Origin of the sequence: Candidatus Fukatsuia anoeciicola, assembly GCF_964059965.1 — a bacterium.
Classification (GTDB): Bacteria; Pseudomonadota; Gammaproteobacteria; order Enterobacterales; family Enterobacteriaceae; genus Fukatsuia; species Fukatsuia anoeciicola.
Genome location: NZ_OZ060923.1, coordinates 945,367 through 969,651, shown reverse-complemented (window position 1 = coordinate 969,651; position 24,285 = coordinate 945,367). Strand labels below are relative to the sequence as shown.

Below are 24,285 nucleotides of genomic sequence, written 5' to 3'. Positions count from 1 at the left end.
ATTAATTTATTTAATCTATTATAGTAAAATTTAAAGATAATTAATGCCTATTGACTGCTTAATTTATAAGTAAAAAACTAATAAGAAAATAAAAACTTACATTTTTATAATATGTAAAATTAATAATAATAAAGGAAGTATAATTTCTAGATCATTAATTATAAATATATTATATTCAAGTTTAAATAATTTTAAAACTATTTATTTTATAATAGATTAGAATTGCTATATTATAAAAGAATTAGATAGCTAAATATAACATAAAATCAGTTTTAATAAAAATTATATAAGAATAATTTTTAGTCTATTTATGTGACTATTTTGAGATAATAATTTTTAAGTTTATAGTTATGCATGGTAGCATTAATTCTATTATTATAATCTAAAAATTTTTACTTATAAAGAAATTAGCACTACTATTAAAATCTAATAAACTATTGAAATTACTATTGAAAAGTTTAATAAATTTATAGTATAAAATACTATTAGAAGTTTATATAGACTAGATATAATAAATCATATTTTTAGTTATAATTATATAATTATCTTAAAATAATATCCTTTATTAGAAAATACTACTCTTTGTTAATAAAATTTGGACGTTATTAGGATGCTATTGTTAAATATATTAGATAACTTTTACTCTTCTGGGTTAGGTTTATGTTTAATCTAATTAAAATATAAACATTGCCATTTACTTGTTGTAAGTTAATTAGTTATATATTGTTTAAATTTAATTGACAGTAGTAATTAAATAACTTTACCAGTTACTTTTTAATAATTATTAATATATTTTGATAAAATACTAGTAATATTAGTATACTTTATTTATTATATTTTTATATATTAAATATATACCTAATGATATTAATTTTCTAATATTTAATAGAAAGATATTAAATAGTTATCTAATGATGAGAAATTAGTTTTTTAAAAAGTTAAAAACTTATAAGAATAGAAATATTATAAAATGATAATAAATATAATAAAATAAAATACTTATGCTATTTCTATAGTTTTCCTTTAGATCGCTTAGTAATTTAAACAGAAAATACTTTGTATTAGTTAAATTATTATTATTGTTAAGAGTTCTATGTTAAGGTAATTAATAAAGTTATAGAAAAATTATAAATATCAGCATTAGGATAATATAAATATGGTAAAATAGTGACTAAATTCGTAGATAGTATAGTGAAACTAATATAAATCTATTATTTTAGTAATATATATAAAAATATGAATATATACTAAGTATATGTAATAAATTAGTAGAAAAGAAACTATCTATCCTATTAAAAAACAATAATAAATTTTAGTAGTCAAACAATAAAATAATGCAAACTTATCCTAGGTAGGATCACTAAGGACGTAGATACTAGATACCTATTACTATAAAAAACAAAAACAGAATAGTTTATAAAAGTTACGCTTGCTATAAATATTGTTATTAATAGATAATTATTACGTTCTAAGAATTTTCTAAACTTACAGTAATTTAATATCAAGTGGTATATCACTATTTAGCTTAGTTAATGTAGCAAGGCAGAGTCGATCAACTAAACCACTGCGCCTGAGAGTTGGTGTGTTAATAGCATAATTCAATACTTTATCAGAGACATATAATGTTAGCTGTTGACGAGCACGAGTGATGCCAGTATAAAGTAATTCACGAGTTATTATAGGTGAAAAATAATCAGGTAATACTAATACGGTATGTTTAAACTCTGAACCTTGAGATTTATGTATAGTCATTGCATATGCAGTTACGTGGCTTGGTAAGCGATTTGGTTGTATCGATTTAATCGTACCATTTGGTAATTGAAAGTAAACTCGTAAATAACCATAAGTATTATATAAAGCAATACCAACATCACCATTAGATAACGATAATGTATTATCATTACGCTCAATCATTACTGGGCGACCTGCATACCATTGGCCAAATAAACTTTGTGTGCATTGTATTAAACTATTACGCTGTAACGCCTGTTCAATTAGTGAATTTAAACCTTTAACACCAAATGGTCCAGTACGTAATGCACAAAGTACTTGGTAATAATTAAAAGTAGTTAATATTTCAGCTGCATTAGCATTTTGTGCGACTAATTTAAGATATGGTTGATAATTAGCAATACTTATCTGCAATAATTGTTGATAATCTACTGTATTAGTTAATACAAAGCGTTTTACATCAGTATAATTTCCGTTTAGTACTGATAAAGCTTCAAAATATGCACCAATATTAACTGCTTTAGCAAGTCGTCCAATACCTGATTTCTTATTAAAACGGTAACTTTTACTTAACAAACATAAGCTATCACTTATTTCAGTTAATCCTGTAGTTAGTGTTTTACTTTTATTTATATAATAAGGATGCTTTAACTGTTCTAATGAATAGCCAGTTACTCTAGCTAACTGTTTAGATCGAAAAATACTATAACCTGATTCAATAAAATGACAAATATCACCAAAGACTGCTCCTGCATCTACTGAAGCAAGTTGATTTCTATCACCAAGAAAAATTACTCGTGCATGAACAGGTAGTGCAGCAATGAGTTTCGCCATTATAGGTAAATCAATCATTGAAGCTTCATCTACTACAAGAACATCAAGATCTAATAAATTATTACTATGGTAAAGTAACTGCTGACGATTAGGCTGAATTCCTAATAAACTATGTAATGTAAAGGCCTGATCGGGTAATAATTTTTGTTCATTTTCATTAAGTTCTAATTGTTGCCACGCTTTACTAAGAGATTCGGTTAAATGCGCAGCAGCCTTACCAGTTGGGGCTGCCAATTTAATACGTACTCGCTGTCGCCCCTTATATAAACGTACTAAAGCAGTTAGTAATTTTGCTATAGTAGTAGTTTTACCTGTTCCTGGTCCACCAGAAATAATTGATATTTTCCGTGTTAACGTCGCGGCCGCTGCTACTTTTTGCCAATCAATTTTATTACTATTAGTACCAAAAAGTTGCTTTAAAATATTTTTTAATAGGATTTCATTAATTTTTTCATAATTAGTGTTATTATTCATAATAAAATGTATAATATCGCCTTCATTCTGCCACATTCTTTGTAAATAAAGACGATTATGTTGTAAAACTAAGGGTGTTGGTTGCGAGCCATTACTTACAGAAAATGAATTTTGTAATATTTCTTGCCACTGTTGTGTGCTTGGTTTCCCAACAGTTTTCCATAATAATTTAACTAAATCTGATTGACAACCATTAAATAAATATTGAGGTTGTAAATCTGTTATTAGTAAACAAATATGCCCATCCCCTATTTTAGCACTTAAATAAGCAGCTGTTAGTTGTAGTAAAGCTCGTGCAAAGTTAATACTATAGTGCTGCTCCTGTATTGTATTTTGCGCTTTAATTTCTACTAACTGCTGAATATTACGAAATAAATTACATAAAGGATAATTATCAGGAGCAATCATACGAGCAAATTGTAAATCTATTGGGCGTAAAAACCGTTCACGAACAGCCTCTGTTAATAGTTTCATCATAATATATTTTTTATCTGCTAAATAGGCAATCTAAGCCTTCAATTAACTCTAGTTGGGGACGACAGGTAAAAATACCATTACCTGAATAGTGCTGATTAATACCACGTAAAAAAAGATAGATAACTCCACCAAAATGACATTGATAATTATAATTTATTAGACGATGGCGTAAATAACGGTGTAATGCTAAGGTATAAAGCTGATATTGTATATCATAACGATGCTTAATCATTGCTTGTACCATTACATCATAATTATAAGCTTGATTATCATTTCCTAACCAGTTAGATTTATAATCTAGCAAATAGAATTTGTCTTGCCAACAAAATACTAGGTCAATAAAACCTTTTAGCATTCCCTGTACTTGTTCAAAATTTAAGACAGGACACATAGCTGATAAAGAATCATAATATTTTATTAAACCATCTAACTCTCCAGCTTGAAGTATTTTTTCTATTGGTAAATAAAATTGTAGTTCTGTCTGTTTACTTGTTGATGCTAATCCTGCTAATGTCACCTTAGTTTTATTAAGTGGTACATGCGCAATATCATTTAACCATTGATATAATACTGGCAACCAAACGTTATCAAATCCCTGTTGCAATGATCGTTCAGTCAACCATTTCATTTCAATTGATTGACTAAAATTAAGTTCTTCAAGTAAAGAATGTAAAAATATTCCCGGTATTATACCGCGCGGAAAATTATGAGGAGTTAGATTTATTATTGTTAATGAGACTTGTTTACTATCAGTATTACTATCAAACTTTGGTATTTCTATCTTTGAAGTTGGTTTAAGTTTTAATGTGTCTTGTTGTTGTAATCCTGAATAACTTGTTACTCGCCAATAATCTTGTAACTTACGCGTAAAGCATTTTGCTGCTAAGGGAGGTATTGTGATTTTTTGTGGTTGCCATATATGTTTATCTAATATACTAATTTGTGATACATTAATATTTTCTCCTTGTAATGTAGCAAGTTTTTTTGCGAGAAAACGAGCATTACCAGCCTCTCCACCTTGAACTAAATAACCTAATGCCGTTTTATGTAAATCACTATTTCCATGTTTTTTTTGATTACCTTTTATTAACGGTGCAATCCCAATGCTACAATGATAAATTGCACGAGTTAACGCAACATAAAGTAAACGCAAATCTTCTGATAATCGTTCTTTTTGCGCTAGTTTTTGGCTCTTATTACTAGCATGTAAATCTAGAATAGCATTAAAATTTTGCTGATCGTGATAAAGATTTGTTGATTGTTGGTGAAAACTGCTAATGAAAGGCAACCAAACTAAAGAATATTCTAATCCTTTTGATTTATGGATAGTAATAATTTGGACTTGAGGACGCGTATTTTCCAACCGTAATTGTTGATTTTCAGATTGGTATTTAGGTTGCGTAATTTGTTGTGCCAACCAACGTATCACAGCATGATTACTATCAAGTTTTACTGCTGTTTCCTGTAATAATTCACTTAAATGAAGCAAATTAGTTAAGCGACGCTCTCCACCCTTACTAACTAATAAATTTTCTGCTAAATGACGTTTAATAATAATTTTACGTAACATAGGTAGAATACCATGTTGCTGCCAGTATTGGCGATAACTATCAAATTCATTAACTAATGCATCCCAAGCATTTTCATCGTGGTTTAAATTATCCAATTGTTGTGCATTTAATCCTAATAAGCTAGTTGCCATTGCACAACGTAAAATAGATTCTTGTTCAGGCAGTAGTACTGCCTGTAATAACCAAAAAAGATCTTTAGCTTCTTGTGTATTAAATATACTCTCTTGGTTAGATAAATAAATTGAAGAGATTGCTAATGTTGCTAGTGTATTTCTAATTAAAGTAGCTTCAGAATGACTGCGTACTAAAATAGTGATATCTGATGCTTTTAATGGGCGCATTCCTTGTCTAGTAACTAAATTTGCTCTCCCAAATTGACTAGCAGTTAACCAATCACGTATTTGTGTTGCGCACTTCTGTGCCATTAGTTGTTGATATTGATATAAGTTTACACTTTCTCCTGGTTGTAGCCAGAATTGCAATGCAGGTTGTACTTTACCATCAATCTGGAAAGTTAATTTATTATTAATTGTTGTTGCAGTTACATTTGTAAATGGAATTTGTTTAAATAAAAATGGTGTTTTAATCTGATTAAATAATTTATTAATAGATTGTACTATACGATTCGAAGAACGCCAATTAGTTAATAAAGTATAATGCGCGTCTATTTTAGAACGAGCATGAATATAAGTAAAAATATCCGCACCACGAAAACCATAAATAGCTTGCTTAGGGTCACCAATTAGTAGCAACCCACAGTTTGCTTGGGCAGCATAAATACGCTGAAAAATTCGATATTGTTGTGGGTTAGTATCTTGAAACTCATCAATGATTGCAATTGGATAACGATCACGAATTGTTTTAGCTAGTAACTCACCTCCTTTTTGTTGCAATGCAATATCTAAACGGTTTAATAAATCATCGAAACCTAATAAACTATGCTGTTGTTTTTCCTGTTGTATAGAAGTACGGATCTCATTTATAGCTTTTGCCATAATAAGGTCCCGTAACGTTAGTGGTTGTTTAAGCAAGCAATCAATGGCTAAAAATAATGTATCCTGGGGTACAGGATCTTTTTGACATTTTTTATATAAAATTGATTGACGAAATTTATTTAATTCTTTTGGTAGGCTATAATCATCAGTTTTTTGTTTTGCCCATTGCGTTACTATAGCTAACCAGTGAGGTAGATATTTACTATTATAACTCCGCTTATTAATAGCTGAATTATAGATTAATGCTTCTAGTTTATTAGCTTTTTGTAGCCAATGAGTTTTTAATTTATTTATTTGTGTTATTATTTTTTGATGACGAGAACTAATAGTTTCATTATCGCAGGGTACTTTAAGAAACTGTGGTACTTCACCCTCTAAATAAGCAGACAAATCTTTAAATAATTTTTCTGGATTACTCCATTCTTTACTAACTGCTTTTGCTTCAGATAAGGATAATGGATAACAATGACGTCGCCAAAAATCAGTACAAGCTTGCTGACGTAGTGGTAACTCATCATAAATTAAAGTATATTCAAATAATACGCCAGACTCAAATGCATTAGTTGCTAGCATACGTTGACAAAAACTATGAATAGTATAAATAGCTGCTTCATCCATTTGACGTTCTGCAGCTAATAATTGTGCTGCTGCGTTAGTTAGATCAATAATTTCACTCAATAACGTCTGTTCTATAACATCATCACTAAAACCACGTATACAAGCTATCCATAAACGATGAATATTACCACGAATTCTATCTTTTAATTCTTTAGTTGCAGCTTTAGTAAAGGTAACAACAAGGATTTCTTCTACGGTTAAGCAACGAGAATAAGCTGCGTCTTTACCTAATCCAAGTAATAAGCGTAAATATAATATTCCAATAGTAAAAGTTTTACCTGTTCCTGCAGAAGCCTCAATCAAACGTTCACCAAAAAGCGGAAGAATTAAAGGTTTAAGTTGTTGTGGTGTCATGGTTAAAAATATTATTTTTAATTTTAATATAAAAAGTAAATTGTAGCACTAATATTATTATTCTCTGTAATTATATAAAATTCATATTAATTTTTTATTTTAAACATTATTTACTATTTCTATAAGTTAAGATAGTTTTTATCATTGTGACAAGAAGAAGAATTTATGATATTATATTGTAAATTTTTCCATTCTTTCTGAGTATGAGCATGTAAAACTAATGCATGTAACCCTTCTTTAAATTCTTGTGCCAATAAATTATAAATTTCACGATGACGGGAAATAAGAATTTGATTAGAAAATTTATCACTGATAATTATAACTTTAAAATGAGTTTCAGTTTCTGCTGGTACATTATGACGGAAACTTTCGTTAATAACTTTTAGGTAAATAGGTTTAAAATTTTCCTTTAACTTTTTTTCAATACGGCTAGTAATAGAATGCATTACTAATCTCCTTTAAACATTTAAAATACATACTACATAGTATAATCTTATCTAAGGTTATTTATCTAATATAAAAAATCTATAAAAAAATTTTTTATATTCATATTTTGGTTAAATTATTTATTAAAATACGTTTAAAACTCTTATAATTCCTTTGTTGTTATATTAAAAACATACTATATTTCATTTATTTTACTTCTGCTAGGCATAACAAAAAAATTTAAAATAGGTTTTAGAAATTTTAGAACTTAATAAATAGAAAATAGTCTATTCAGTAAAGTTAAAATTAGTCAGTATAATTTAGATCCTAGGTTATAAAGTATTTAGAATCTTATTTTTAGTATATTATACTGGCATACTTATTATACTATTCAAGGTAGCTAGGATATTAAAAATTTTTTATAACTAGTGAGAAAATAGCATGCTAAAAAAACTGATTTTTTCTTTATTGGCCGTTTGTATACTTACAGGTTGTGCTAATAGTGACAATATCTTAAATATTGCACCGAAAGTAATATTACCACAGAAAGATCCAGCATTAATGGCAATTACAATTAGCATTAATGGCGCTGATCAGCGCCAATATGTAGAATTAGCAAAAGTAAGCCGTAATGGAAAATTAGTAGCACTAACTGCTTCACGTGATTTACGTTTTCTATTACAAGAGGTATTAGAAAAACAAATGATTAGCCGTGGCTATATGGTTTCTAGTGATGGTTTAGTGGGTTTACAAATAATTATTAATTATCTACATGCTAAGATACAAGAAGGTAATCTACGTCATAATATTACTGCTAAAGCAGACATTTCAATTATCGCTCAAGGAAGAAACGGAAGTCAGCAGACTAAAAATTACAGATTTACTTATAATGTTCAAGGTCTTTTTAGTGCTACTAATACAAAAATTAGTGATGCCATTAATGTTGTATTAAGTGATTTAATAACTGATATGTCACAAGACACTAGTATTAGTAGCTTTGTTAAACAAAGTGCCCATTTATCGCTATAATTCCCTATGGATTTTTTAATGGAAATTAAAATTAAAACACCTAAAGATATCAATAATATGCGTGCTGCTGGTCGTTTAGCTGCTGAGGTTTTAGAAATAATAGAATCTTATATTAAGCCAGGCATTAGTACCGGTAAATTAGATCGTTTATGTCATCATCATATTACCTACTATCAACAAGCTATACCTGCTTGTTTAGGTTATCAGGGTTTCCCTAAATCTGTTTGTATTTCAGTTAATGAAGTAGTTTGCCATGGTATTCCAAATGACGATAAGATACTAAAAGACGGTGATATTGTTAATATTGATGTGACTGTTATTAAAAATGGTTTCCATGGTGATACTTCTAAGGTATTTTTTGTTGGCAAACCTAGTATTCTTGGGCAGTATTTGTGTCATATCACTCAAGAAAGTTTATATTTAGCAATTAGGTTAGTTAAGCCCGGGATACGTTTAGGTACTTTGGGTAAAGCAATACAGAAATTTGTAGAAGCAAAAAAATTTTCTGTAGTACGTGAATATTGTGGACATGGTATTGGTAGGGGCTTTCACGAACCTCCACAAGTTTTACATTACGATACTGATGATAATGGTGTTATATTAGAGCCAGGTATGGCTTTTACTATTGAGCCAATGGTAAATGCAGGTGGATCTCATATCTATAATATGAGTGATGGATGGACAGTAAAAACTAAAGATCACAGTTTATCCGCACAATACGAGCATACTTTAGTCGTTACAGATAATGGATGTGAAATAATGACATGGCGTAAAGACGAAAGTATCTCAAGTAATATTAAGCATACTAAATAGTAGTATTTTACTATTAATTAATACATATCTATTTATTAGATTTTTTAATATAGGTATTATCTAAAATTTATTTTATTTAAAAGTTAATTTGTGTGGTGTTAAAGCAGTTGTATAATTTTTAATTTTTAGTTAATAAAGGCTTTGATGCAGGTCTTAATATAGAAATATTAGTAGTGATGCATATTTATTTTAATTACTTATTATAAAGTTTATAATTTTTATTTAAAATAATATATCTATAAGAATTTAAACTTATGATATTAACCTATAATTCTATTTTACTAATAGTACTTAGAGTATCTTTTTAACTTCTGTAATATACATAAGAGAAAGAAAATAATTCTTTATTAAATAATCTAATAAAGCGCGTATCTTATATGTAATCTAATTTAACCGAGTAAAAATACTTTTGGCAATATTAAACCTATACAGTTTTTTAGTTAGTCTATAAGGTTATAATTTTATTAGTTTTAATATTTTATATCATTAAAGTTATAAATTTCTATTTATAGAAACTAAATAAGTATAATTACCTACCAAAATTTTTTTATTAAAAAAATAGTAGATTTATGAAAAAAATACAAATAAATTATTAAATACTAATATTTATAAGAAACAAAATTGTAATTATTAATATTTCTATAATTGTATGCTAGTGCTAAAACTGGTCGCTAAATTTCCTAAAAATATACTATATTAATTAATTTATTATCTAATATAGTAAGTAATAATTTTTTTGTTTTTATAATTGAAAATTTTTGTAGTTTATAATTAATTAAATAAATAAATAAAATAGTTAATTTTAAGTGGGGACAATAAAAAATTAAAAAGATAATCGTATCAAGTTTTTTAATTATAAGTTAGGTAAAATTATATAATTCATCTAAAATATTATATAAATTATTTTTTAATTAAATTTAATAATTTATTTTAAATTTTTATTTTTCAAAATAAATAAGAGTAAGATTAGTAAAATATCTAATATTAAAAATACATAAAATAAGTAAAAGATTTAGAATATTTTAATACATAATTTACTATTATTTTAATATTTAAAGGAAAAATAATATGCAGCAACTACAGACTGTTATTGAGCATGCTTACGAACGTTTCGGTGAGATAACGGCTAAAAATATAGATTTATTAACCTATGATGCTATTAATTATACAATTAATCAACTAGATAATGGAAAACTGCGAGTAGCAGAAAAAATTGATGGCCAATGGATTACTCATCAATGGTTAAAAAAAGCAATACTGCTTTTTTTTCGTATTAATAATAACCAGTTAATTATAGGTACTGAAACACACTATTATGATAAAGTACCTATGAAATTTGCTAATTATAATGAGGCACTATTTCAGAGTAATAATACGCGTATTGTTCCACCAGCAACTGTACGTAAAGGAGCTTTTATTGCACGAGATACTGTTTTAATGCCATCTTATGTTAATATTGGTGCATTTATTGACCAAGGTACGATGATTGACACTTGGGCAACTGTTGGATCTTGTGCGCAAATAGGTAAAAACGTCCACCTTTCTGGTGGAGTTGGTATTGGTGGAGTACTAGAACCTTTGCAAGCTAACCCAACTATTATTGAAGATAATTGTTTTATAGGTGCTCGTTCAGAAATAGTTGAAGGTGTTATTATAGAAGAAAATTCAGTAATTTCTATGGGTGTATATCTCGGTCAGAGTACTATTATCTATGATCGACAAACTGATAAAACTTATCATGGTTATATTCCTACAGGTTCAGTTGTAGTATCAGGTAATCTACCATCTAAAAATGGTAAATATAGTTTATATTGTGCGGTAATTGTAAAAAAAGTAGATGCAGAAACGCGTGCTAAGGTTAGTATTAACCAATTGTTACGTAGTTAATATAAAATATGTAACTAATTTAAAGAATTAAACTTATTTTTAGCATAAAAGGGTACTATATTAATTAATGTTCTTTAATTTATTTTATAATAATTTTACTAAAAGATGCTCCTATTATTTTGATAAAATATACTTATTCCTATTTTATACTTTCTTAGTACTAATTCTTAGCTTTTATAAAAATTATAAGATAACTAATATATCCTTATTAATCTATATAATATTTTTAGTATAGTAGTTATAATTAAGTAACAATCTATTTTAATAAGAATTAAAAATAATAATATTTATAGCATAAAAATCAAGATTCTATTTATCTAATAATTGAAGCATGCTTCAATTTGTTAATAAAAATTATAAATTAAAAACTTTTATATACATTTTTTATAAAAATAATTATTAATATCATAATAATTTATATAATTTTAATAATAAATATATTACACTTATATTTATTTGTAGAAATAAATTCTATTTAAAGAATTACTTAAAGTAGTAGTTAATAACAGACTATTGTTATACTAAACTATAGTAAATACTATTATAGTAAGTTATTGAAATAAGTTTTTAATTCTTAGCTGCAAATTAATCCTGTATTTAAATTTACCTGATTTAGTAAAAACTGTATCAATAACGCTACAGGACGACCAGTAGCACCTTTATTTTCACCAGAATACCAAGCTGTACCAGCAATATCTAAATGTGCCCAATGATATTTAGTAGCAAAATACGATAAAAAACAACCAGCAGTAATGGCGCCTGCTGGACGACCACCAATGTTTGCCATATCAGCAAATTTAGAGTTAAGTTGCTTGCAATAATCATTATTTAGTGGCAAACGCCACACACGATCACATGATTGTTCAGAAGCAATGATTAATTTATCTGCTAATGGTGTATTATTAGACATTAATCCTGTAATATGATGACCTAAAGCAATTACGCAGGCTCCGGTTAAAGTAGCAATATCTATCACTAACTCTGGATTAAAGCGTTCTACATATGTTAGAACATCGCAAAGTACCATACGACCTTCAGCATCAGTGTTTAGTATTTCTACTGTCTGACCAGACATAGTAGTTAATATATCACCTGGACGATAGGCATTTCCATCAAGCATATTTTCGCAACCTGCTAGAATACCAATTACATTAAGTCGTAATTGTAATTTTAATAGTGCACATATAACACCATACACAGTTGCAGCCCCGCACATATCATACTTCATCTCATCCATGCTTTCTCCTGGCTTAAGAGAAATACCACCTGAATCAAAAGTTAATCCTTTACCTATTAAAACAATAGGTTTTACATTTTGGTCTGGATTCCCATTATATTTAATAACTGACATAAGCGATTCATTTTGTGAACTTTGTCCAACTGCCAGATAAGCATTCATCCCTAACTCTTTCATTTTTTTTTCATCAACTACCTCAGTAGTGATAGTATTATGTATTTCATTTAACTCATAAGCACATTTAGCTAAATAGGTTGCATTGCAGATGTTTGGTGGCATATTCGCTAAATCTTTTGCTTTTTTGATACCTAAAGAAACAGCTAGAGCATGAACAAGAGCGCGATTACTATCATTTAATTCAAAGCTTTCAGTAATATTAAATGTTATTTTTTTTAATGAATGATATAATTCTACTTTTTTACTTTTAAACTGAGTAAAAGTATAAAGCATTTCCTGAATTGTTTCTACTGCTTGACGTACCTTCTGATAAATATCACAATCTTTAACTGGTAATTCAGTTAAGCAATAGAGTGCTTCTGTTATGTTCATTCCATTAAGAATTTGAATTGTTTTTTGTATTACTTTCTTGTACTGATTTTTATTAAATTCAGATTTTTTGCCGCAATTAATTAATAAAATACGTTTAAAAGAAACTCTAGGGATATCTTGTTGCAATAAATTATATAGTAATAATGTTTGTCCCACTTTACCTTTAAGTTCTTTGTAATTTAAAAAATTACTGATGTAACCATTGCTTGCTTTATTAAGTTTTTTAGCACTTAAAGATAAATGATACGTTTCAAAAACACCAATGACACAGACATCATATTTTTCTTCCATATTACATTTTTTTATACTGAAATCCATATACTCTCCTAAATCTTTTAAAGGTTATGGTAGATTTTTATCATATTAATAATTTATATAAATTTTGTAGATAATAAAAACTACTTTGATTACTAATAGTGTATTTCTATATCATAGCAAAGTACTATATGCTGTTTTGCTACGTAGTGCAGTATTATCTACTTTAGTTTTTATGTTTATTAGCGATTAAAAACACCCTATTATTAATAGTATCAGATTAATGAACAAATTATATCTTTCTGCAAAAAGATAAGTTTTTATAGGTATAATCAGTATGATAATTATTAAGTATTTAGCAAAAGAAACAGCTAAAAACCAAATTATAATTCTATTTATTCTACTACTAATTTTTTTTAGCCAAAAATTAGTAGTAATATTAAGGGCGGTAGTTAATGGTGACATACCAATAAATCTAGTTTTTTATTTTTTAGGATTAGGACTACCAGAAATGGCACAATTAATTCTGCCATTAAGTCTATTTCTTAGTTTACTAATGACATATAATAAAATATATACAAAGAGTGAAATTACTGCAATATATGCCTGTGGTTTAGGTAAAAAATCTCTCATTATAACAGCATTAAGTTTAGCATTAATAACTGCTGCACTAGCGGCAGTTAATGTACTTTGGCTAGGCCCTTGGTCTATGAAATACCAAGAAAAAGTTCTTAATAACGCACAAGTTAACTTAAATTTAACTGCTTTACTTGAAGGAAGATTCCAATCATCAAAAAATGGTAATACAGTGGTCTTTGTTAAAAATATAAATGGTAAAAAATTTAATCGAGTATTTTTAGCACAATTAAAACCAAATGGTAATCAACAACCATCAATTATGGTAGCTAAGAGTGGTTATATGTCAGAATGTATAGATGGTTCTCAACTAATAACTTTAGATAAAGGAACACGCTACGAAGGAACTGCTTTACTACGTAATTTTCGAATTACAGATTTTGAAGATTATCAAGTAACCATTGGCTATCAGTCAATTATACCAAGTAGTAGTTCATCTGAGCAAATGTCAACAAGCAGTTTATGGTACTCTAATTATCCAGCTGCACGCGCTGAGTTTCATTGGCGCTTAACTTTAATTATCGCCGTAATAATTATGGCACTACTGGTTGTGCCATTAAGTGTAGTTAATTCACGTCAAGGTAGGGTATTGAGTGTATTACCGGCTATATTGTTATATTTGGTTTTCTTTTTATTTCAGAGCTCACTGCACTCTAATGCGAGTAGAGGTAAATTAGATCCATTACTTTGGTTGTGGATGATTAATGGTATTTATTTAGCATTGGCAATAATACTTAACATGTGGGATAGCTTAGTAATATGTAAATTACGTGCTTATTTTCGTAGTAATTTAAGAGGTATTGCCTGATGTTTGGTGTTTTAGATCGTTATATTGGTCGCACTATTTTGTATACTATTTTGACGACACTATTTGTACTTACTTCTTTGTCTAGTATTATTAAATTTATTGAGCAACTACGTAAAGTAGGACAAGGTGAATATTCAGTGATAAATGCTGGTATTTACACTTTGCTTGGTATATCTAAAGATATTGAAATATTTTTTCCTATGGCAGTACTACTTGGTGCTTTATTAGGGTTAGGTAATTTAGTGTTATGTAATGAGTTAGTAGCGATACAAGCTTTAGGTTTTACTCGCATACAAATAGCAGTAGCAGTAATGAAGACTACAATTCCATTAATATTATTAATGATGGCAATAGGTGAATGGATCGCCCCACAAGGTGATCAAATTGCTCGTAGTTATCGTACAGAAAAAATATTTGGGAATACTTTACTTACTACCCAATCAAGCTTATGGATAAAAGATGGTACAGATTTTATCCATATTAATCAAGTATTAAATAATAACACATTAAGTGGAGTAAATATTTACCACTTTGATCAGCAAGATCATTTATTATCTGTACGTTATGCTGCTATGGCAATATTTCAAGACAATCTTTGGCAACTTTTTCAAGTTAATGAATCTGATTTAAGGGACACAAAACAAATTAGTGAATCACAAACTTTAACTGGACAATGGGAAACAAATATCGTACCAGATAAATTAGATATTATAAAGATGGATCTAAATTCTCTTTCTATTAGTAAATTATATTATTATATAAAATATTTAAAACAAAATCAACAAGAATCAAATCGTTACCAATTAAACATGTGGAGCAAAATATTTTCTCCTATTTTAGTTACAGTTATGATGTTACTAGCACTTTCATTTATTTTTGGCCCCTTACGGGATACACCTATGGGAGGTAAAATAATAATAGGAATTTTTGTTGGTTTTATTTTTTATATAATAAATCAAATTATTGGATCACTTAGTCTAGTATATAAGATTTCACCGATTATAAGTGCGTTATTCCCAAGTATCTTTTTTCTATTTGTTAGCTTGTATTTTTTATTAAGACATTCTAGATAAAAGTAAACGAAATAACAGTTGTATACATAGTAATAGAGAGTATAATATTTTCCATATTCTACGGGTAACTTTAATGCCGAAGTGGCGAAATTGGTAGACGCAGTTGACTCAAAATCAACCACTATTTAGGTGTGCCGGTTCAATTCCGGCCTTCGGCACCACTATAATAAATAAATATTGACTAATATCTTTTTACTCTAAAAATCTATTTAGTATTTATTTTAAAATTATATTTTTATACTAGCTCTAAATATAAATAAGTTAGTAAATTAGTCTTAGTAGATGTAGTTCCTCATAAATACAAAAGATAATCAAAGTTAAACACAAAAATACAGTAAATATTTTTAATAATAGTTAAATACTTAACGTTATAATATTTAAAATAATTACTTTTATAGTGCTCTAAGATCTAATAAATATTAGAAAAATATTATTCTTTTGCTAAGTTATATTAATATTCTATTTTGAGACCAATAGAATTGGTAGAATATTTATAAAATTAGAAGATACAGTATATCTATAGTAACAAATTACTATTATAGTAAGTTATATTTTCTAGATAACATGGTTAATTATGCTCTAAGTAAAATATAATAGATATAATTATTACTACCAAATACACCCATCATTTCACGTTAGATTTTACATATATTTCTAAATTACTCTAATAAACAAACCCTGTAAAATACATTTATTTACCTAGTTAGCAAGGTAGTAAATACTTATCTTGCTAGATAGTTAAGTGCATACTATTTATTTTATATTTTATCTAGTTAGACTAGTTATCGCTATTTTATAGCAAATAAAAGTAATTAGTAGTAAATATAAACTTATTTTATTAATAATCGATATACACATAAATTGATGAATTAAAATATAATAAATAAAGTTTTTAGCATTATAGATAACAATACAAATCAGATTGTTATAGCTTAATAATTATTAAGCCTCTTATAAAGTTATAATTAATTATAAAAATTTATATTTATTATAGATAATAAAGGCTCTTATATGTAGTAACTGCAAATTATATTCAAATATAAGAATTATAAGTGGAAAATAACACAGAATTACAGTTACCTGATAAGTTTTTTAAGGAGCCTAATCAATAATAAGATATTTATAGCTTCAGAGGTTATTATGGTTGAAAAAATTGCTGTATTAACAAGTGGCGGTGACGCACCAGGGATGAATGCTGCTATACGTGGTGTGGTACGCTCTGCTTTATCTGAAGGTCTGGAGGTTTGGGGAATTTATGATGGCTATCTTGGTTTGTATAAAAATCATATGTTACAATTAGATCACTGTAGTGTTTCTGATATCATTAATCGTGGTGGTACGTTTCTTGGTTCGGCACGTTTTCCTGAATTTGCTAAACTAGAAAAACGATTATGCGCTATTAATAATCTAAAAAAACGCAATATTGATGGTTTAGTAGTGATTGGGGGCGATGGTTCTTATGTTGGTGCTGATTATTTAACAAAAGAAGGACAAATTCCTTGCATTGGCTTACCAGGTACTATTGATAATGATGTAGCAGGTACTGATTACACAATAGGTTTTTTCACTGCATTAGAAACAGTAATTAAAGCTATTGATCATTTACGCGATACTTCTTCTTCTCATCAACGTATTTCACTAGTTGAAGTAATGGGGCGGCAATGTGGTGATTTAACGCTAGCAGCGGCTATTGCTGGAGGTTGTGAATTTATTATTATACCAGAAGAAACATTTCAACAAGAAGAACTATTAAATGCTATTAAAGCTGGGATTAAGAAAGGTAAAAAGCATGCTATTGTTGCTATTACTGAACACATTTATGATATTAATGAATTAGCTAAATATATTGAAGAAAAAACTCAAAGGGAAACTAGAGCAACAGTGCTAGGTCATATTCAACGTGGTGGTTCACCAGTGGCTTATGATAGGATTTTAGCTTCACGTATGGGGGCCTACGCGGTTGAGTGCTTAATTAAAGGCTGGAAGCTATCAGGCGCACACTGCGTAGGAGTGCAAAACGATAAAATAGTAAATAAATTAATTTCTACCTGTATTGCACTTGAAAATAAAAAAAGTAAGTTTAAAAAAGACTGGTTAGAAATAGCAAAAAAACTATTTTAGATAAATTTATAATAATCTATATACTATTTACCTCTAATATATAAATAATTTATTTTTGCACAATAGCAAAATTGCTATCTATTTATATTTTATTAACATGCATTAGCTATTAAAGAAAAATAAACTCTAATCTACATATAAACAACAATACACTTTAGTATAAGAAATAGCAATCTAAAGAGTAAGTTAAATAAAATAACATCACTTAGTATCTAATAAAATTATTACAAAATAGATATAATAATGTTCTTGCTTAGTATAAAGAACTATTCTAATACTTATTAATACAGAATACTTAACATCTGGCAGAATTATTGAAAGTATCTATTATATATTAAGGTATACTAAATTTTGCTATAAAATTTAGTATAAACTCTATGATTCACGTTTTAGTAACTAGAATACACACTAATTTGTTAGGCATTGCTAAGAAATGCTATTAATTATGATGCTTTTAATTACGATGTAACAATATTTTCTATACCTAAATAGCCTAAGACTTAATAACTAAAGTATCCTAAAAGATGTATTTTACAATACTATCACTATTATATAATAGATAAAATAAATTAAACATTATTGTATATATTGCAAAAAAATTGCATCTAATTGTTATAATTTTGTATAAAGTAATTAATTTAATACCTATATTTGATTAGAGATATATCAAGCATATGAGTAATAAAAAGTTTATTCATGATTATGTAATATTATTTAATAATCAAAAATAAAAGTAGTGCATGGATAAGCGTAACAAAGATTGATGTATAGTGCACTTTATAGTATAAAATATATTAATAATCTACTCTGCTATAATTTAATAAATTGCCATTTTTATTGAATTTCTTGTAAAGCTATGATTTATTATTTTAAGCTAAAAGTCTAACGTATTAATGTTTATCCATATATAAAGATTTTAGATATTATGTAATTCAAAATTTGAAGTATTTATTTATAAACAAACAACACATATTTATAAATAAATAGACAGTAAGTTTTTAAAAAATCTATTGTGTTTGATTTAAATCATATATAGAAAGTTTATATTGATAAACCATACTTATATGCATAAATAACACACATAAATCGATACGTACTCCGGGGTGCTCCTGGTTTTTATTTAGGGGGTCGGTGTTATGAGATTTATGGAGGAATAACCCCAATTTAAATTATAGAGGCTCTAATTATGACAACTGTTTCCATGCGTGATCTACTTAAAGCAGGTGTTCATTTCGGACACCAAACTCGTTACTGGAATCCTAAAATGAAGCCTTTTATTTTTGGTGCCCGTAATAAAATTCATATTATTAACTTGGAAAAAACAGTTCCCCTATTCAATAATGCTTTAGCTGAATTAAAAAAAATTGCTTCTCGTAAAGGTAAGATTTTATTTATTGGTACTAAGCGCGCCGCAAGTGAAGCAATAAAAAAAACAGCTATTGACTGTGAACAATTTTTTGTTAATCATCGTTGGCTAGGTGGAATGTTAACTAACTGGAGAACAGTTCGTCAATCTATTAATCGTTTAAAAGATTTAGAAATTCAATCTCAAGATGGTACTTTTGATAAGTTAACTAAGAAAGAAGTACTAATGCGCAAGCGTGAACTGGATAAATTAGAGAATAGCTTAGGTGGCATTAAAAATATGAGTGGTTTACCTGATGCCCTATTTGTTATTGATGCTAACCATGAACATATTGCAATTAAAGAAGCAAATAATCTAGGTATTCCAGTACTTGCAGTCGTTGACACTAACTCTAATCCAGATGGTATTGATTTTATTGTTCCAGGTAATGATGATGCCATTCGTGCCATAAAATTATATTTAGAAGCTGCTGTAAAAGCTGTAGAGAAAGGTTACTCTAAAGATCCAGTAGTACAAATAGAAGAAAATTTTACAGTAGAATACTAAGAATATAAGTACCTTTATTTCATATAATAAACTATTATTTTACAAGAAGTCTATTAAAAAATTATTTATAAGAATTATTCTATAATTAATTTTTTCCTAATAGGGTAAATAAGGAAAAATTAAATGATTAATATTACTGCAGCCCAGGTAAAAGAACTACGTAATCTTACTGGTGTAGGCATGATGGATTGTAAAAGAGCATTAACTATAGCTAATGGTGATATTAATTTAGCTATTAATAATATGCACAAATCTGGTCAAGTAAAAGCAGCAAAAAAAATAAATCGCGTTGCTGCTGAGGGTATTATTTTAACTAAAGTTGATGGTAATACTGCAGCTATAGTTGAGCTAAATTGTGAAACAGATTTTGTTGCAAAGGATATGAGTTTTAAAGCATTTGGTGAAAAAGTGATTAACCAAGTAATAACTAAAAAAATAACCGATATTACTCTTTTGCAAACTAAATTTGAAAAACAACGCGTAGATTTAGTTATCAAAACAGGTGAGAATATCTATATTCGTCGTATTGCTATACTTACAGATGCAGTCTTAGGTCAATATTTACATCATAACGCACGTATTGGCGCAATAGTAGCAGTAAAAGGCGCTGATTTAGAGTTAGCTAAACAGGTTGCAATACATATTGTAGCAAGTCACCCCAGATACTTAACACCTGAGAATGTTTCTAAAGAAGATGTTGAGCTTGAGTATCAGTTACAATTAAGTCAGGTGCTAGAATTTAAAAAACCTCCTGAGATTACTAAAAAAATACTTGAAGGGCGTATGAAAAAATTTATTTATAGAATTTCTTTAACTAGTCAGGCTTTCTACGCAGATGCTAATAAAACAATGGGTCAGATATTAGGCAATGCTAATGTTATTAATTTTAAGCGTTATGAAGTTGGTGAAGGAATTGAAAAACCTTGATCTGATTTTATTTTCAAAGCGATCGTGATAAATTCATTATTTTGATACCTAAATAAAACTGTCAGGCGGTTTTATTTTTATCTGCTAGACAAATTTTTAATATTTTTATACAGAGGTTCAAGATAAACACCATGACAATAAGTAAAAAACCCATATATAAGCGTATTTTGCTTAAATTGAGTGGTGAGGCGTTACAGGGAAAAGAATGTTTTGGTATTGACCCTGATATCTTGTATCGTATTGCTAAAGAAATTAAAGAACTAAATGATCTAAAAATTCAAGTTGGTGTTGTCATTGGTGGAGGTAATTTATTTCGCGGTGCTGGTTTAGCAAAAGCAGGAATGAACCGTATTGTTGGTGATCATATGGGTATGTTAGCTACAGTAATGAATGGTTTAGCGATGCGTGATGCGCTACATCGTGTTGAAGTTAAAGCACATATGATGTCTGCTATTCCATTAAGTGGTGTATGTGATAATTATAGCTGGGCTGAAGCTATTAGTTTACTTTGTAATAATAGGGTAGTAATTTTTTCTGCTGGTATTGGTAATCCATTTTTTACTACAGATTCAGCTGCTTGCTTGCGTGGTATAGAAATTAAAGCAGATGTAGTATTAAAAGCTACGAAAGTTAATGGAGTTTATTCAGATGATCCTGTGAAAGTTTCAGGAGCTACTTTATATTCAAGATTAACTTATCAGAATGTGTTAGAGCGTGAACTGAAAGTGATGGATCTTGCTGCTTTTACCTTAGCTCGTGATCATAATTTACCTATTCGTATATTTAATATGAATATATTTGGAGCATTACGAAGAGTAGTTATGGGGGAGGATGAAGGAACATTAATTGGTAATAAATAATCTATTTTTACAATTCATTTATTATTTTTTATTATTAGTTTTTCGTAGGTTTATATTGTGATTAATAAAATTAAAACAGATACTTCTGAGAACATGAAAAAATGCATAGAAGTTTTCAGGGGTCGTATTAATAAAATTCGCACAGGACGTGCTACACCAAGTATACTTGATAGTATTTTAATTAAATACTATGATAATATGACACCATTGCGTCAATTAGCTAGCATAGTTACAGAAGATTCTAGAACTCTAGCCATTACTATGTTTGACGATAATATGAGATCAACAGTAGAAAAAGCTATTAGAATATCAGATTTAGGCCTTAATCCTATTTCTGTTGGTTCTATTATTCGAGTACCATTACCCCCCCTTACCGAAGAGCGTCGTAAAGAATTGATAAAAACTGTACGGGTAGAGGCTGAAAAAAGTCGTACTATTGTGCGAAATATTCGTCATGATGCTAATAAAAAAATAAAAGCATTACTAAAAAATAGTGTAATTGGTGAAGATAAAGAACATAATACTAAAGATAATATACAAAAACTAACAGATGTTCATATCAAAAAAATTGACGCATTATTAGCGATCAAAGAAGCTGATCTAATGACATTTTAATCTAAAACCATGTCGTTTATATTCAGAGTATATTCATGAAGAGATTAGCTATTCTTGGTTCTACCGGTTATATAGGTTGTAGTACTTTAGACGTAGTACGAGTTAATCGTTCTCGGTTTACCGTGATAGCACTAGTTGGTGGTTATAATGTCAAACGGATGGTCGCACAATGTCAAGAATTCAAGCCACTTTATGCTGCAATGGCTAATAAGTATTCAGCGTTCTCTCTGCGTACTTTATTAGTAGAATACGGAATAAAAACTGAAGTATTTTTTGGTGAGCAGCGTATTAGTGAACTAGCATCATTAAATGATGTTGATCAGGTAATAGCTGCTATTGTTGGTGTAGCTGGGTTGTTGCCTACCTTGTCGGCGATTCGTGCTGGTAAGCAAGTACTATTAGCTAACAAAGAGTCAGTAGTTAGTTGTGGTCGTTTATTTATGGAAGAAGTACAAAAAAATGGCGCTCAATTATTACCTATAGATAGTGAGCATAATGCAATTTTTCAATGTTTACCGGAACAAGTTCAACAACAATTAGGTTATGCTGATTTAGTTACGTATGGAGTTTCAGGTATTATTTTAACAGCTTCTGGTGGAGCATTACGTGAAATGCCTTTAGCGCAACTTGCTAATGCTACTCCTTACCAAGTTTGTGCTCATCCAAATTGGAGTATGGGACTTAAGATTTCTGTAGATTCAGCTACCATGATGAATAAAGGTTTGGAATATATTGAGGCACGCTGGTTATTTAACGCTTCAAATAAACAGGTAGAAGTTGTTTTACATCCACAATCAGTAATTCATTCTATGGTACGTTATAAAGATGGTAATCTATTAGCTCAATTAGGCACTCCTAATATGCATATCCCAATTGCTTATGCTATGACTTATCCTGAACGGATAAAATTAACTATTAAGCCACTTGATCTATGTAGTATTGGAGCGTTAACCTTTACTAAACCAGATAATAACCGTTATCCTTGTTTACAACTAGCAATTGATGCTTGTAATAAAGGTCAGGCTGCGACCACAACTCTTAATGCAGCTAACGAAGTTGCAGTACAAGCTTTTCTTAATGGTTCTATTCGTTTTACTGATATTGTAACAGTAAACTACCAAGTTGTTGAAAGGTTAAGCTTGCTTGATCCAACTAGCGTAGAGGAAATTTTAGATATTGATACTGAAGCTCGTAATGAAGCTAAAAAAAGTATTACAGCATTAAAAAAAATTATTTCATTAAGAGAATTAGCTCAAACCATATCTTTTAAAAATTCAAATAAAACAGGTTTACCCTTCGTAACACAACGATTGCCGCGTCATGTTGCTATTATTATGGATGGCAACGGTCGATGGGCAAAATCTCAAGGTAAAATAAGGCCCTTTGGTCATAAAGCAGGATTGAAATCAGTACGCCGAGCAGTTAATTTTGCCGCAAAACAGGGATTAAAGGCGTTGACACTTTATGCATTTAGCAGCGAGAATTGGCATCGTCCTACTGATGAAGTTAGTGCGTTAATGAAACTTTTTATGCGTGCTTTAGATAAAGAGGTAAAAAGTCTGCATAAAAATAAAGTCTGCTTACATATTATTGGTGATATTAGCCGTTTTGATTCATGTTTACGGGATCGTATTAAGAATGTTGAAGTATTAACAAAAAATAACAACGGATTACAACTAAATATTGCTGCTAATTATGGTGGACGTTGGGACATTATGCAGAGTATGCGTTATCTAGCTCAACAGGTTCAACAAGGAATATTACAACCTAATGATCTTGATGAAAAATTAATTAATCGTTATATGAGTACGCAATCTTCAGTTGATTTAGTGATTAGAACGGGTGGTGAATATCGTATGAGTAATTTTTTATTATGGCAAATAGCTTATGCTGAGCTTTATTTTACTGATGTACTATGGCCTGATTTTGATGAAAATATTTTTAAAAAAGCATTGGATGAATTTGCACAGCGTGAACGTCGTTTTGGTAGAGTATCATTTCTAGACAAAATAATATAAATTAAATTATACCTAAAAATTATATTTTTACACTAATTTTTTCGTCATCTAACTAGTACTAATAA

General features: G+C 28.6%; 15 protein-coding genes, 1 tRNA gene and 1 pseudogene. 13 read left to right on the top strand and 4 right to left on the bottom strand.

The features are described from left to right. Positions 1-1,485 precede the first annotated feature (1,485 nt). The 3 genes from recD to AB4W73_RS03055 form a co-directional block, all read right to left on the bottom strand. A complete protein-coding gene (recD, locus tag AB4W73_RS03065) occupies positions 1,486-3,516 on the bottom strand; it encodes an exodeoxyribonuclease V subunit alpha (RefSeq protein ID WP_367680373.1) in 2,031 nt (676 codons plus the stop codon). Between the two features lie 10 nt (positions 3,517-3,526). Next, positions 3,527-7,054, bottom strand: a complete 3,528-nt coding sequence (gene recB, locus AB4W73_RS03060; RefSeq protein WP_367680372.1) for an exodeoxyribonuclease V subunit beta — start codon at positions 7,052-7,054, stop codon at positions 3,527-3,529. 119 nt (positions 7,055-7,173) lie between these two features. Next, positions 7,174-7,500, bottom strand: a complete 327-nt coding sequence (locus AB4W73_RS03055; RefSeq protein WP_367680371.1) for a BolA/IbaG family iron-sulfur metabolism protein — start codon at positions 7,498-7,500, stop codon at positions 7,174-7,176. Positions 7,501-7,921: 421 nt separating this feature from the next. Between AB4W73_RS03055 and AB4W73_RS03050 the strand changes: the two genes are divergently transcribed. From AB4W73_RS03050 to dapD, 3 genes are all read left to right on the top strand, one after another. Continuing rightward, positions 7,922-8,509: a YajG family lipoprotein gene (locus AB4W73_RS03050; RefSeq protein ID WP_367680370.1), complete on the top strand. Its 588-nt coding sequence runs from the start codon at positions 7,922-7,924 to the stop codon at positions 8,507-8,509. Between the two features lie 18 nt (positions 8,510-8,527). Beyond that, complete coding sequence (gene map, locus AB4W73_RS03045) at positions 8,528-9,322, top strand: type I methionyl aminopeptidase (protein ID WP_367680369.1); 795 nt, start codon at positions 8,528-8,530, stop codon at positions 9,320-9,322. Positions 9,323-10,390: 1,068 nt separating this feature from the next. After that, entirely contained in the window at positions 10,391-11,209 is an 819-nt protein-coding gene (dapD, locus tag AB4W73_RS03040) for a 2,3,4,5-tetrahydropyridine-2,6-dicarboxylate N-succinyltransferase (RefSeq protein WP_367680368.1), read from the top strand. 574 nt (positions 11,210-11,783) lie between these two features. On the opposite strand, the gene AB4W73_RS03035 is transcribed toward dapD, so the two are convergent. Beyond that, a complete protein-coding gene (locus tag AB4W73_RS03035; RefSeq protein WP_367680367.1) occupies positions 11,784-13,313 on the bottom strand; it encodes a leucyl aminopeptidase in 1,530 nt (509 codons plus the stop codon). 274 nt (positions 13,314-13,587) lie between these two features. Between AB4W73_RS03035 and lptF the strand changes: the two genes are divergently transcribed. The 10 genes and pseudogenes from lptF to uppS all read left to right on the top strand — a co-directional run bounded on the left by lptF (position 13,588) and on the right by uppS (position 24,220). Continuing rightward, entirely contained in the window at positions 13,588-14,694 is a 1,107-nt protein-coding gene (gene lptF, locus AB4W73_RS03030) for an LPS export ABC transporter permease LptF (protein WP_367680366.1), read from the top strand. Then, positions 14,694-15,767 carry an LPS export ABC transporter permease LptG gene (gene lptG, locus AB4W73_RS03025; protein WP_367680365.1) on the top strand — a complete coding sequence of 358 codons (1,074 nt, stop codon included), beginning with the start codon at positions 14,694-14,696 and terminating at the stop codon, positions 15,765-15,767. Before lptF ends, lptG begins: the two co-directional genes overlap by 1 nt. 75 nt (positions 15,768-15,842) lie before the next feature. Continuing rightward, positions 15,843-15,928: transfer RNA gene (locus AB4W73_RS03020), tRNA-Leu, on the top strand. A gap of 979 nt (positions 15,929-16,907) precedes the next feature. Next, positions 16,908-17,888 (top strand): 6-phosphofructokinase, encoded by a 981-nt coding sequence (pfkA, locus tag AB4W73_RS03015; protein ID WP_367680364.1) that lies wholly within the window; start codon positions 16,908-16,910, stop codon positions 17,886-17,888. A 1,186-nt stretch (positions 17,889-19,074) separates the two neighbouring features. Continuing rightward, on the top strand, positions 19,075-19,800 hold the full coding sequence (rpsB, locus tag AB4W73_RS03010; RefSeq protein ID WP_367680363.1) for a 30S ribosomal protein S2: 726 nt from the start codon (positions 19,075-19,077) through the stop codon (positions 19,798-19,800). A 123-nt stretch (positions 19,801-19,923) separates the two neighbouring features. Further along, positions 19,924-20,727, top strand: coding sequence for a translation elongation factor Ts (tsf, locus tag AB4W73_RS03005; RefSeq protein ID WP_367680362.1), 804 nt, complete (start codon positions 19,924-19,926; stop codon positions 20,725-20,727). A gap of 131 nt (positions 20,728-20,858) precedes the next feature. Then, positions 20,859-21,587 carry a UMP kinase gene (gene pyrH / locus AB4W73_RS03000; protein ID WP_367680361.1) on the top strand — a complete coding sequence of 243 codons (729 nt, stop codon included), beginning with the start codon at positions 20,859-20,861 and terminating at the stop codon, positions 21,585-21,587. A gap of 57 nt (positions 21,588-21,644) precedes the next feature. After that, entirely contained in the window at positions 21,645-22,202 is a 558-nt protein-coding gene (gene frr / locus AB4W73_RS02995; RefSeq protein WP_367680360.1) for a ribosome recycling factor, read from the top strand. 35 nt (positions 22,203-22,237) lie between these two features. After that, positions 22,238-23,416, top strand: a pseudogene (gene ispC, locus AB4W73_RS02990) (1-deoxy-D-xylulose-5-phosphate reductoisomerase); the annotation flags it as partial. A 96-nt stretch (positions 23,417-23,512) separates the two neighbouring features. After that, on the top strand, positions 23,513-24,220 hold the full coding sequence (uppS, locus tag AB4W73_RS02985; protein WP_367680770.1) for a polyprenyl diphosphate synthase: 708 nt from the start codon (positions 23,513-23,515) through the stop codon (positions 24,218-24,220). Positions 24,221-24,285: the final 65 nt, after the last annotated feature.

Coding starts and splice junctions, on each gene's coding strand:
- tsf (WP_367680362.1), top strand. CDS start 19,924: ATGATTAATATTACTGCAGCCCAGGTAAAAGAACTACGTAATCTTACT.
- AB4W73_RS03055 (WP_367680371.1), bottom strand. CDS start 7,500: ATGCATTCTATTACTAGCCGTATTGAAAAAAAGTTAAAGGAAAATTTT.
- recB (WP_367680372.1), bottom strand. CDS start 7,054: ATGACACCACAACAACTTAAACCTTTAATTCTTCCGCTTTTTGGTGAA.
- lptG (WP_367680365.1), top strand. CDS start 14,694: ATGTTTGGTGTTTTAGATCGTTATATTGGTCGCACTATTTTGTATACT.
- rpsB (WP_367680363.1), top strand. CDS start 19,075: ATGACAACTGTTTCCATGCGTGATCTACTTAAAGCAGGTGTTCATTTC.
- lptF (WP_367680366.1), top strand. CDS start 13,588: ATGATAATTATTAAGTATTTAGCAAAAGAAACAGCTAAAAACCAAATT.
- AB4W73_RS03050 (WP_367680370.1), top strand. CDS start 7,922: ATGCTAAAAAAACTGATTTTTTCTTTATTGGCCGTTTGTATACTTACA.
- map (WP_367680369.1), top strand. CDS start 8,528: ATGGAAATTAAAATTAAAACACCTAAAGATATCAATAATATGCGTGCT.
- pyrH (WP_367680361.1), top strand. CDS start 20,859: ATGACAATAAGTAAAAAACCCATATATAAGCGTATTTTGCTTAAATTG.
- recD (WP_367680373.1), bottom strand. CDS start 3,516: ATGATGAAACTATTAACAGAGGCTGTTCGTGAACGGTTTTTACGCCCA.
- dapD (WP_367680368.1), top strand. CDS start 10,391: ATGCAGCAACTACAGACTGTTATTGAGCATGCTTACGAACGTTTCGGT.
- AB4W73_RS03035 (WP_367680367.1), bottom strand. CDS start 13,313: ATGGATTTCAGTATAAAAAAATGTAATATGGAAGAAAAATATGATGTC.
- pfkA (WP_367680364.1), top strand. CDS start 16,908: ATGGTTGAAAAAATTGCTGTATTAACAAGTGGCGGTGACGCACCAGGG.